The sequence below is a fragment of the Corynebacterium pilbarense genome (assembly GCF_026930265.1).
In the GTDB taxonomy this organism is placed as follows: Bacteria; Actinomycetota; Actinomycetes; order Mycobacteriales; family Mycobacteriaceae; genus Corynebacterium; species Corynebacterium pilbarense.
Genome location: NZ_JANRML010000015.1, coordinates 1 through 12133 on the forward strand (window position 1 = coordinate 1; position 12133 = coordinate 12133).

Genomic DNA, 12133 nt, shown 5'->3' on the forward strand with positions numbered 1-12133 from the left:
GGCATCAAGGTGAACAACCCGTCCGAGGACACCGAGGTCACCGCCACCGACGAGGACGGCAAGGACATCCCGGCCGAAATCGACGAGGACGGCAACATCCACCTCACCCCGGGCGAGGATGTCGACGGCCCGATCACCGTCACCGTCACCGACCCGAACCTGCCCAACGGCGCGGTCGAGGTGGAGGTGCCGGTGGACGGCCACGAGAAGAACCGCGACGACAACGACTCCGACACCGCTTCCGTGAGCACCCCGGACGTGCCCGCTGACGGCAACTTCCACGTTGTCGGCCGCGTGAACAACCCGGACAAGGACGGCGGCTACACCGGCAAGCTCGTGGACCGCTCCGGCAAGGAGATCGAGGGCGGCGTCGTCGAGATCGATCCTGAAACCGGCGAGATCAAGGTGAGCGTGCCGGCCGGCACCGACCCGCGCGAGGCCTTCGTGGCCGTGCGCGACAAGGACGGCAAGCGCGTCACCGACAAGGACGGGTACGACCTGCGCGTCAACATCGTCGCCCCGAACTACGGCGACGCGACCGCGGTGAAGCCGGGCGAGAAGGGCACGTCCAAGGATCCGTTCGCGGGCCAGGACCTCACCGCTAGGGTCACCGGCGCCGAGGTCGAAGGCTCCGAGGGCGCGGACAACTGGAGCTTTACTATCGACGGCACCTCCGGCGTGATCACCGGCCAGGCCCCGACGAACGAGCAGCTCCAGGACTCCTTCACCGAGAAGTTCCCGAACGGCAAGACCACCTGGGACGACTTTGTGAAGCAGTTCGAGGGCATCGCCAACCCGAAGGCCACCGGCACCATCACGCTCGACGGCGTGAAGGATCCGCTGACCGGCGAGGCGAAGTTTGAGCTGGTGGGTCAGGACGGCCGCTCCATCCTGGACCCGAACGGCGACTTTGACGGCGACGGCGTGTCCAACCGCGACGAGATCGAGGGCAAGTCCAACCCGCTCGACGTGAACTCCACCCCGTCCGAGGGCCAGGACGTGCCGGAGAAGCCGGCGCCGAAGCCGGAGAAGCCGGGTCTGACCGACGACGAGCGCAAGCGCTGCATCGCCACCTCCGTCGGCTTCGGCCTGCCGCTGCTGGCGCTGATCCCGATCGGCCTAGCCACCCAGACCGCCATCCCGGGCCTGTCCCCGGTGGTGGAGCAGTACTCCGAGCAGATCCGCCTGGCCAACGCACGGATCCAGCAGGAGCTGGGCGTGTTCAACCCGGAGATTGCGCTGCAGGTCGAGGTGATTAACAAGCAGCTGCGCCAGTTCGGCCTGGACGTGGCAACCGTGGGCGCAGGCCTCGCGCTGATCGCCGCCGGCATCCTCACCGGCACGGTCATCTACGACAACTGCACCCCGGGCGGCATCGGCAGCTCCGTCAAGGATCTCGAGCTGAAGGGCTCTTCCGGCAAGACCTACGCCGGTTCTTCCGAGAAGAAGTAGCCGCGTAGGGCTCGCGCCCTAGCAGCACTCGAGCCGAGCGCCCCCGCTTCCCGCACTGGGAGGCGGGGGCGTTTCGTATGCGTGTGACCCTCGCACCGCTCAGTCCCCCGGCACCGCAAAACGAAAGCGGGCCGTGCTGGTGAAAACCAACAGACCCGCTTTCAGTCTCCGACTCCGTAGAGCCTTTTCGCGTAGAACAGTAGCAAGTGGCCCGTGCAAACGTAAGCGGGCCGTGCCAGCGAATACCAGTACGGCACCCGACTATCCCCGCACGTCACGCGTTTGCGTACCAGCCCGCACCCGGAACTGTGGGATAATCAGCTCCCATGACTGTTCCGCACTCTGCAGAGCACCCCTCCGAGCGCCCAGCCGGGCCCAACACCGGACCCAACGCCGAGCACTCCGCCGACGACACGGGCGCTATCCCCACCGTCCCCGCCGCGCCCGCTGCCAGCGAGGAACCGCCGGAGATGCCGCGCCGCGCGCTGATCCTGGGCGAGTCCGCGATGGCGCTCGACCTAGAGCAGGCCTACAAGCGCATGGGCTTTGACACCCGGGTCGGGGCGGCGAGTATCGCGGAGGTGTTCTACCCGGGGATCATGGTCACCTCGGGCGACGCGGAGGACACGATCGAGACGGTTCAGGAGATCTCGGAGCGTGTCGGTGCGGTGGTGGCGCCGTCGGTGGATGCGTGCCGCCACACCGCGGACCGGATGGCGGTGCGCAAGCAGGCCAACGAGGAGCTGGGGCTTCCCACCCTGGACTACGAGTTCGCCGCCACTCCGCAGGAGATGCACGACGCGGTGGAGCGGATCGGGTATCCGTGCGTGGTCAAAGCGGCGACCAGTAAGGACGGCGAGGGCTTTAGCGTCGTGCGCAGCGACGCGGATCTCGCCGACGCATGGCGCGCCGCCGATCGGGGGACGGGCCAAGGCGCGGTGGTGGAGCGCTTCATCGACTTCGACTTCGAAGTCACCATCCTCGCGGCGCGTTCGATTGACCCGAGCACGGGCGAGTTGGCCACGTGGTTCTGCGAGCCGATTGGCACCCGCCACCGCGACGGCAAACTGGTGGAGAGTTGGCAGCCAGCGCCGCTGCCTGAGGCCGCGATGGACAACGCGCGTTCCATCGCCGCGCGCATCGTCGGCGCGCTGGCCAGCTGCGGCATTTTCTCGGTGGAGATGTTCGTCTCGGGAGACGACGTCTACTTCTCCCAGGTCACCCCGCGCCCGAGCCGCGACGGCGTGGTCACGTTTGTCACGCAGCGCATCAACCAGTTCGACCTGCAGGCGCGCGCCACGCAGCGCTTGCCTATTGATTCGACGCTGATCAGCCCTGGTGCGGTGCGCTTTTTGGAGGGGCACCCGTCGCAGGCCGCGCTCGCTGCGGCCATGGCGGTGGAGGAGGTTACGGTGCGAATGCTTGGCGACGGCACGCTGGTCCTCGCCACCGCCGATTCCGCAGCCGAGGCCCGCCAACGCACGGATGAGGCTGTCCGGGAAATCCACAAGATCGACGGCAAACCCGACGAGAATTAGATCACACCATTCGGTTCGTCTTGACGGGGCTCCCGCCGGTAAACTGTTGCATGTTTGCCCACGACGAAAGGTGAAGCCATGTCTCAACGCCAATCATTGCTGGTAACCCTCGCTAACCGCACCTTCGACGGACTGGATCTGCAGCAGCTTGCCAGCCGCTTGGAGCTGCCCCTGGTGCGACTTTCGGGTGACAGCGTGGCAGAAATCTTCAACTCCGAACAGGTCACCGAAGAGCCGGCGCTGTACGCGGGTACCGGCGACTACAACTTCGACGCTCAGCTCGCCGCAGCCCTCGGTGCCCCGGTGCTGCTCGCCGCAGGCGACGAGGCGGCTGCCAAGCTCGCTGTAGCGAGGATTGGGGAGTTGGGGGCGACCGTGGCGTCGATAAGCAATGGCGATTTTGACAACGTTGAGCCCGTCGAGGCCCAGCAGGTGATGAGCCCCGTGGTGTTCGAGCGCCAGCTGATCGAGCAGGCGAAGGCCAACCGCAAGCACGTGGTGCTGCCGGAGGGCGAGGACGACCGCATCCTGCAGGCCGCAGACCAGCTGCTCAAGCAGGGCGTGGCCGAGCTGACCATCCTCGGCGACGTGGACGACATCAACCGCCGCGCATCCGATTTGGGCCTGGACCTCACGGGCGCGAACCTGGTCAACCACCTCGAATCCGAGCTGGCCGAGGAGTTCGCCGCCGAGTTCGCGGAGCTGCGCAAGAAGAAGGGCGTGACCATCGAAGAGGCGCGCGAGACCATGAAGGACGTCTCCTACTTCGGCACCATGATGGTGCACAAGGGGCTCGCCGACGGCATGGTCTCCGGCGCCGCGCACACCACCGCGCACACGATTAAGCCGTCCTTCCAGATCATCAAAACCGCCCCGGGCGCGTCCGTGGTCTCCTCGATTTTCCTCATGGTCATGCAGGACCGTCTCTGGGCGTTCGGCGATTGCGCTGTGAACCCGAACCCGACCGCCGAGCAGATCGGCGAGATCGCCGCCGTGTCCGCCAAGACGGCCGCGCAGTTCGGCATCGACCCGAAGGTAGCCATCCTGTCCTACTCCACCGGCACCTCTGGCTCCGGCCCGGATGTGGAGCGCGCCGTGGAGGCAACCGCGAAGGCGAAGGAGCTCGCCCCGGATGTCGCCATCGACGGCCCGCTGCAGTTCGACGCCGCCTGCGACCCGGGCGTCGGCGCCAAGAAGGCCCCGGATTCCCCGGTTGCAGGCCAGGCCAACGTGTTCATCTTCCCGGACCTGGAGGCGGGCAACGCGGGCTACAAGATCGCCCAGCGCACCGGCGGCGCACTCGCTGTCGGCCCGGTGCTGCAGGGTCTGAACAAGCCGGTCAACGACCTGTCCCGCGGCGCGACCGTGCCGGACATTGTCAACACCGTTGCTATCACGGCGATCCAGGCGGGGGCGAAGTAAATGTCCTACGTACTCGTTATTAACTCTGGTTCTTCCTCCATCAAGTTCCAGATCGTCGACCCGGCCGCCGGCGCCTCCGACGACCCGTTCGTCTCCGGCCTGGTCGAGCAGATCGGCGAACCGCAGGGCCGCATCACCATCAAGTACGACGGCCAGAAGTACGTCGTGCAAAAGGCCGTGCCCACGCATGCTGACGGCCTGCAGGAAACCTTCAAGCTTCTCGACGCCAAAGGTATCGGCCCCACCCAACTCGACATCGTCGCCGCAGGCCACCGCGTTGTCCACGGCGGCATGGTCTTCTCCGAGCCGGAGCTGATCCTGGATCCGGTGGTGGACATGATCCGCGACCTGATCCCGCTGGCGCCGTTGCACAACCCGGCCAACATCGACGGCATCGAGGTTGCCCGTGCCCTGCTGCCGGATATCCCGCACGTCGCGGTGTTCGATACCGGTTTCTTCCGCGACCTGCCGCCGGCCGCCGCCCTCTACGCGATCAACGCCGAGGTGGCGGAGCAGAACCTGATCCGTCGCTACGGCTTCCACGGCACCTCCCACGAGTTCGTCTCGTCCCAGGTGCCGGAGCTGATCGGCCGCGACCCGAACCACACTCGCCAGATCGTGCTGCACCTGGGCAACGGCGCCTCCGCGTCGGCGGTTGCCAACGGCCACCCGATTGACACCTCCATGGGCCTGACCCCGCTGGCTGGCCTGGCCATGGGCACCCGCTCCGGCGACATCGACCCCGGCATCATCTTCCACCTGGTGCGCCAGGGCGGCATGTCCATCGACGAGATTGACAACCTGCTCAACCGCCAGTCCGGCGTGAAGGGCCTGTCCGGCGTCAACGACTTCCGCGAGCTGCGCGCCATGATCGAGGAAGAGGACGAAAACGCCTGGCTGGCATACATGGTCTACCTGAACCAGCTGCGCCGCTTCATCGGTTCCTACATGATCGCCCTGGGCCGCGTGGACGCCATCACGTTCACCGCCGGCGTTGGCGAGAACGACCAGCACGTGCGCATGGACGCCCTGGACAACCTGAAGATGTACGGCATCGAAATCGACCCGGAGAAGAACGCGCTGCCCAACGACGGCCCGCGCATCATCTCCACCGACGACTCCAAGGTGAAGGTCCTCGTCGTGCCCACCAACGAGGAGCTGGCCATCGCGCAGAAGGCCGCCGCTGTCGCCGCCCGCGTGGGGTAGTGCGGCTTTTCAGCCCCGGCACCAGTTTGCGAGACCTGGTGCCGGGGCTTAGTGCTGCGCCTGTTGCGTGATCGTCTAGCAGCGTGTGGAGAGTGCTAGACGGTCAGCTTGATACTGAAACTCAATGCCATCATCACCTGGGGAAACGCGGAGCCGGTTCGCGGATCGTCTAGCAGGTCGTGCGGTGCTGCTAGACGATCAGCGATCTTGGTGTTGGTGGGAGCTGTTGGCGGGGGTGACGGATGCGTCGATAGGCAATGTGCAGGCTGGAACTAGCAGATCAAGCGTCCAAGTTTGTGTTGTTGCAGGTGATATTGAAAAGCGGGGTCGGTAGTGGGCTGATCTGCTAGTGCCTGAATCGACCGTGCCCCGCACAAACGTATGACGATTCCGTCTTTTGTGACCGATTGCACAAAAACTGTCAAAGTCTCGGGCGTAGCAGGGCAGAGGACTGTGCTGGCCTCTATTGTGCTGACTAACGTCTCCAAAAACCATAATTGTGTTGTCTTTATGGGGTTGCACACTATAGATTGACGATTGGAAAAAACCGTATTGTTGGCTGTTGATTACGTCGGCGATAAATGAAAGTTCCGAGAAGGGGTTTGCCATGACTGGAAAGCATGACCGCGCGATTGCGCGTCGGCGCGGGACATCGGTAGCCGCGTGCGCGCTCGGCCTGTCGCTTGTGGTGACGGGTGTCCAGCCGGTTGCAGCCCCACAGACCGCTTCGCAGGCGTCGGCGCAGCTTTCGGACAGGACAGATGCCGATAGATCGTGGGTGAGGTACCCCAGGTTGACCAGTGTGCGTTACGGGCAGACTGCCACGGCAAGCCCAAATGTCAACCGTTTTACCGTTTATCCGCCGGCGAGTTACACGCTCTCCGACGATGTGAACCCTGGTTGGGGTGCCAAAGTTGATGCGAAGACGGGCACGGTTTCTATCACGCCTGACCCCAGCGCCGAACTTGGCGAGAACGACAAGATCCTGGTTGAGGCCACCTTCAAGGATGAATCGAAGAAGTTTTTTGAGATCCCGGTCGCGCTTGAACCAGCCCCGGTCTATGCTGGCCAGAATGCCAAGGTGTTCTGGACAGGTAAGCCGATTCACACCGTTAACGTCCAGGTGAATCGGGCTGCGTGGACTTCGAAGCTTGAGTTTGCTGAGGGCTCGGAGCTGCCGGAGGGGTTGGAGCCGAGCCTGCGCAATTTCGGCAACATCAAGCACATCTACATCAAGGGCACTCCCACCGAGCCAGGGACCTACACCGTTAAGACCCACTTGGTCGAGAACGGCAAGGTCATGCAAGGTGCAAACGGTGATCTCGCGCAGGAGTTCACTATTGAGGTGAAGGACTCCGCCGATCTGCCTGCGCCGGTCGAGGAGAACATCGTCGAAAACCCGGCACCGGTGAAGCCCGGCGAGTCCGTGGACATCGATATTCCCACGGACAACGCCTCCTCTGTTGAAGTCACGGACCTTCCGGAAGGCCTGGCCTACGACGACGAGAAGAGCAAGATCACCGGCAAGCCGAAGACCTCGGGCACGGCGAAAATCGAGATCATTACTAACGACGCCAAGGTGATCACCGACACCATCGACATCACGGTGGATGGCGCGGAGGCTACTACGGCGCCTGAAGATCCGACCACTGAGCCGACGATCACGAAGCCGACGACCACGAAACCGTCTACGCCGACTTCGACCAAGCCCACCACCTCGAAGCCCGCACCGAAAGTGGACGACTTCGCATGGAAAACGCTGACCGTGCAGGCGGGCACTACCAAGGTTGCGGTGCCGGCGCGCAGGCCGGCTCAGCCCGTCAACGTGAGCGTGGACGGGGACGCGCCGGAGTGGCTGTCCGTGGCATCGGACGGCCAGGTCGTGGCGGAACCGGGCCGCGACGTAAAGCCGGACACGTACACGGTTGATGTGGTCTCCGAGGCAGGGGAGCGCGACACCGTCACGGTCAAGGTCACGGCTCCGGTGAGCGATGCAGACCGCATCAGCGATGAGGAGTACAAGGACACGTACGTCCAGGCGGGCAAGAAGCAATCCAGCCGCCGTCCGATCGCATCCATTGACCACGACGGTATCGAGTACGAAGGTCAGCCGCTTCCCGCGGGGACGAAGTTCTCCACCGACAGTGCTGAGGGAACCGTCGACAAGGACACCGGCGTTGTCACGGTGAAGGCGCCTCTGCGCACCCCGGCGGGCGAGACCATCACGATCCCCGTCGACTTCACCTACCCGGACGGCACCAAGGGCAAGGCAGATGCGGTTTTCCACGTCGATGCCGGCGCGCAGAACGAGGCGTACAAGCCCGCCTACCAGGAGGGGCTCGGCGCGCAACCGGGCAAGACTGTGGTGGTGCCGCTTCTCGACGGCACGTTCCCCGTCAACAAGGACGGCGAGAACGTCGGCCAGTACGCGCTGGCCCCGGTGTATGACGACAAGGGCAACGAGCTCGGCACGGCCAAGGCCTACAAGGGCTGGGATGTCAGCATCGACCCGGACACCGGCGCGATCTACGCCGCTGCTCCGGAGGAGAACCCGGAGCCGATCGAAGTCCCGGTGACGGTGCTGTACGCCGACGGCACGGTTTCGGACAAGGACGGCGAGCCCACCGTCTTCGCCCGCATTGCGGCGCTGACGGGCCCGTCGCTGGCGGACTCCTCCGAGCCCGCGGGCTACGGCAAACCGTTCTTCGACGAGGACGGCAACATCCGCATGTTCCCCACAGGCTCGATGCCTCCGGGCGCGACGTTCGAGCAGACCGGGCTGACGGCGCTGCCGGTGGAGATCGATCCGGAAACGGGCGCGATCACCGTGAAGGTGCCGGAGGACGCTCCGGTTGGCGCGGACTTCGACATCCCGCTGAAGCTGACGCTCCCGGACGGTTCCGTGCAGGAGATCACGGTGCCGGTGGCCACGCAGTCCGAGGCCGCCAGCCAGGTCGTGTCCTGGCGCCCGGTGCAGGTCACGGAGGCCGGAACCCCGGTTACGGTGGCGCCGAGCCAGGCCCCGGCTGGTGCCACGTTCGCCCTGGCCGCGTCCTTCGACGCAGATGGCTGGCAGGCCTCCGTGGACCCAAAGACGGGCGCGATCACTGCCGCCCGCAACGGCGACGAGGAGGACCCGCAGGCCACGCTGATCCCGGTGGTGGTGACGTTCGCGGACGGCTCGCAGCGCGTCGTCGAGGTGCCGGCAACGACCGTGCGCGGCACTGCGGCGCTGACGCGGGTGACGTACCCGCGCGTCACCATCAACGCCGGCCAGATCGCCATTCTGCGGCCGAATGTCGCAGGCGCGTCGTTCTCCCTGATCAAACCGGTCCCGGGGCTGCGCACGAAGGTCGACCCGGACACGGGCGAGCTGACCGTCGCCAGCTACGACGGCACCGTGCCGGGCCCGCGCGACATCCCGGTGCAGGTCACGTTCGAGGATTCCTCGCGCACCATCACGTCCGCCCGGGTTGAGGTCCGCACCAAGACCGGCAAGGGCACGCTCGCCGAGAGCATCGTGCTTAACGACGTCTCCGCTGTCGGCCGCCCCGACACCACCACGCAAGTCACCCTGCCGGTGCCCCGGGCAGCCGCGGAGTACCCGTTCACCCTGGGCGAGTTCGACGCCGACGGCTGGGAGGTCTCCCTGGACCGCACCCGCGGCGTGCTGGACATCCACGTTCCCGCTTCCGCTACTGGCCAGGTCAAGGAGATACCGGTGAACGTGTTGCTCGCCGACGGCTCCACGACTCAGCTCAAGGTGGCTGTGAAGGTAGACGGCGTGGCGGCCGGAGGGTCGTCGCAAAGCGAAAATGGCTCCCCGAAGCCCTCGCCCTGGGTGTGGGCGCTTGCGGCGCTTGGATTGTTAAGCGCAGCTGGCAAAGTTCTGTACGATAACCGAGATAATTTTCAACACTTTTTAGAGCGGTGGACGTAGGCGCATGATGCACACTGGTAAGAAAGCAATCGCGGCTGCAGTCGCACTCGGCCTCACCGCTGGTGTCACGCTGCCGGTTACAGCCGACGCAGCTGTGGACATGTCCAAGAGCTACCAGGTCGGCGTGACCACCGGTTCTAGCGAGGGCTTCCAAAACGTCGATGTGAACAAGGGCCGCGTGTCCTGGCTGATGTACAACAGCCTCTCCTCCGGCTTGATGCCCACGGCGTTCTACCTGGACGCCTACGCGGACGGCCAGAAGGTCGAATTCGCGGGCGAGGCCACTACGGTGCAGCCCGCGTCCAACGCCGACGGCGACGTAGTCACCCTCACCCACACCGACCCGAAGCTCGGCGTGGAGCTCGTGCGCACCTTCACCGTCACCTCGAAGAAAGTGGACGTGCGGGTGGAGCTGAAAAGCGCCAGCAAGCGGGACCTGAAGCTCGTGCTCACGGACGGGCTGATGTCCTACGACTTCCCGATCACCTCCGATGCGGCGGGCGCGAAGGACTACACCATCGACGTCGGCGGCCGCTACCAGCTGCGCACCAAGTTCGAAGGCGCCGATTCCACCGGCACCGGCGAAAGCCAGCAATCCGCAGAAGCAGGCGCGAACGACGGCGACCGCTACGTCGCGGGCGTGTGGGAGCGCCACGACGACTCGCTGAGCGCCCGCATGACCATCGCCGGCGACGCCAACGAGGCGCTGAAGGATTCCGACGGCGACGGCCTGCCCGACGAGTGGGAACTCAACGGCTACACCGACCCCGACGGCAACGAGTTCCCGCTGCACCGCTGGGGCGCGGACCCGAACAAGCCGGATTTTTTCCTCCAGCTGAACTGGATGAAGTCCGAGTGGGAGACTATGGGCTGCTCCGAGAAGCGCCAGTACGCTGCCACTGAGAACGACTTCGGGCAGTTCCTGGAGTGCGCCGACGCGAACGTGAACGTCTACCGCCCGTCGCGCCAGATCCTCAACGACCTGGTGGACCTGTTTGACCGCCGCGGCTACAACCTCCACATCGACGCAGGCGACTACTACAGCAACATCCCGGGCATCACACCCCAGGGCGGCGACACGCTGCCGTACGCGCCGATCTACTTCAAGGACGACAAGGGCCGCGCGGAGGTCCCCGGTGTGCGCCTGGTCAAGGACCGCAAGAACCTGCTCGGCGCGCGCCAGGCTGTCTTCCGCGTGGGCATCATCGGCGACCAGCAGGAGGCGGGCAACATGTCCTCCGGCAACGGCCTGATTTCCGATGGCGCGTTCTACGTGTCCAAGAACTACCTGATGACGTCCCAGGAGCAGATGCGAAACACCATCCTCCACGAGTTCGGCCACAACCTGGGCCTGACCCACTCTGGCGCCTCCAACGTGGATAAGCCGCACCACTCCTACGTGCCCAAGTACAAGTCTGTGATGAACTACCTGTACCAGTTCAGCCACTTCGATTACTCGGACAAGAACTCCACCGCCAACGACAACACCAGCATCCCGCAAGCCTGCTACGACGGCTCGACGCAGTGCTACACCGGCGCCTACAACATCGCCCCGGACTGGGACAACCTGGACCTTGTCAACGGCGAGATTGCCAAGGCCACCGGCTCCACCGGCGTGTCCGAGGACCCGCACGAGTCCGGCCACGAGCACCCGGGTGTAGACGAGCTCGTGGTCTTGGCCGCGGAAGAGAACAACGGCAAGGCCGGCATCCGCGTTTTGGGCGAGCGCGAGGGCATCAAGAACGTCATCATCGCCAACCGCTCCGACTCCAAGGTGCACCTGGAGCTGTCCAACCTGGGCATCGACCTGCACGAATTCACCCTGCAGGTGGACTACCCGGGCGGTAAGTTCCGCGAGACGTACCCGGTGGAAGGCGCGCTGAAGGAGCAGAGCAAGCTGTCAGTCGAGGTGCCGATTGCCAACACCGCCGGCTACAAGGATTCCTCCATGCCGGTGAAGTTCCGCGTGTACAACGCCAACGGCCACCTGGTCGCCGAGGAAACCAACGAGTTCTCCGTGCTCAACTACACCACCGAGCAGATGGACGAGCTGGTTCAGGAGCTGGAGAAGAACAATTCCAAGCACCTCCAGGCCGCGCGCGACACCGTGGGCAAGAAGGATCCGGCGAAGCCGACCCTGGCCAAGCCAGCACCGGTGCCTACCACCGCGAACCAGCCGGTGCAGCCCGGCACCCGCGGCCCTGCCGTGACCGAGCTCAACGGCGCGACCCAGTCCAAGCCGTCCGCGGCACCCGCTCCGAAGACGGGGCCGTCCCCGAGCCAGAAGGAGCCGACCCCGAACACGAAGGGCGGCAAGGGCGGCAAGGAGGCCGGCAGCAGCGTTGGCACGATCGTGGGCGTGATCATCGCCATCCTGGCGGTTGTCGGTCTCGGCGGCGCCGCAGCTGTCATGGGCGGGTTCATCTAAGCGCCTCCGCTGGAGCGGCCGCCGTAATCCTGACAGATTACGGCGGCCGTTTGCGCTGACCTGGGCCGATGGGGCCCGCCTGACAGATTCTGCCGTGAAGTGTCGGCGGGCCAGCGGCCTCGCTCGGTTCCCGCCGCCCCGGGGATT

At 65.2% G+C, this 12133-nt stretch carries 6 protein-coding genes; all 6 read left to right on the top strand.

Annotation, left to right across the window (positions count from 1 at the left end; translation table 11 throughout):
- Positions 1 to 1452, top strand: a 1452-nt coding sequence (locus tag NUW87_RS09790) for a hypothetical protein (RefSeq protein ID WP_269028308.1), incomplete at its 5' end; no start/stop codon positions are given.
- A gap of 326 nt (positions 1453 to 1778) precedes the next feature.
- Positions 1779 to 2990 carry an ATP-grasp domain-containing protein gene (locus NUW87_RS09795; RefSeq protein WP_269028309.1) on the top strand — a complete coding sequence of 404 codons (1212 nt, stop codon included), beginning with the start codon at positions 1779 to 1781 and terminating at the stop codon, positions 2988 to 2990.
- Positions 2991 to 3068: 78 nt separating this feature from the next.
- The gene (gene pta, locus NUW87_RS09800) at positions 3069 to 4412 is read left to right on the top strand and encodes a phosphate acetyltransferase (protein ID WP_269028311.1); all 1344 of its coding nucleotides are present in this window, start codon (positions 3069 to 3071) and stop codon (positions 4410 to 4412) included.
- Positions 4413 to 5618: an acetate kinase gene (locus NUW87_RS09805; RefSeq protein WP_239220029.1), complete on the top strand. Its 1206-nt coding sequence runs from the start codon at positions 4413 to 4415 to the stop codon at positions 5616 to 5618.
- A gap of 607 nt (positions 5619 to 6225) precedes the next feature.
- On the top strand, positions 6226 to 9558 hold the full coding sequence (locus NUW87_RS09810) for a Rib/alpha-like domain-containing protein (protein ID WP_269028312.1): 3333 nt from the start codon (positions 6226 to 6228) through the stop codon (positions 9556 to 9558).
- Positions 9559 to 9562: 4 nt separating this feature from the next.
- Positions 9563 to 11986, top strand: a complete 2424-nt coding sequence (locus tag NUW87_RS09815) for a hypothetical protein (RefSeq protein WP_269028314.1) — start codon at positions 9563 to 9565, stop codon at positions 11984 to 11986.
- Positions 11987 to 12133: the final 147 nt, after the last annotated feature.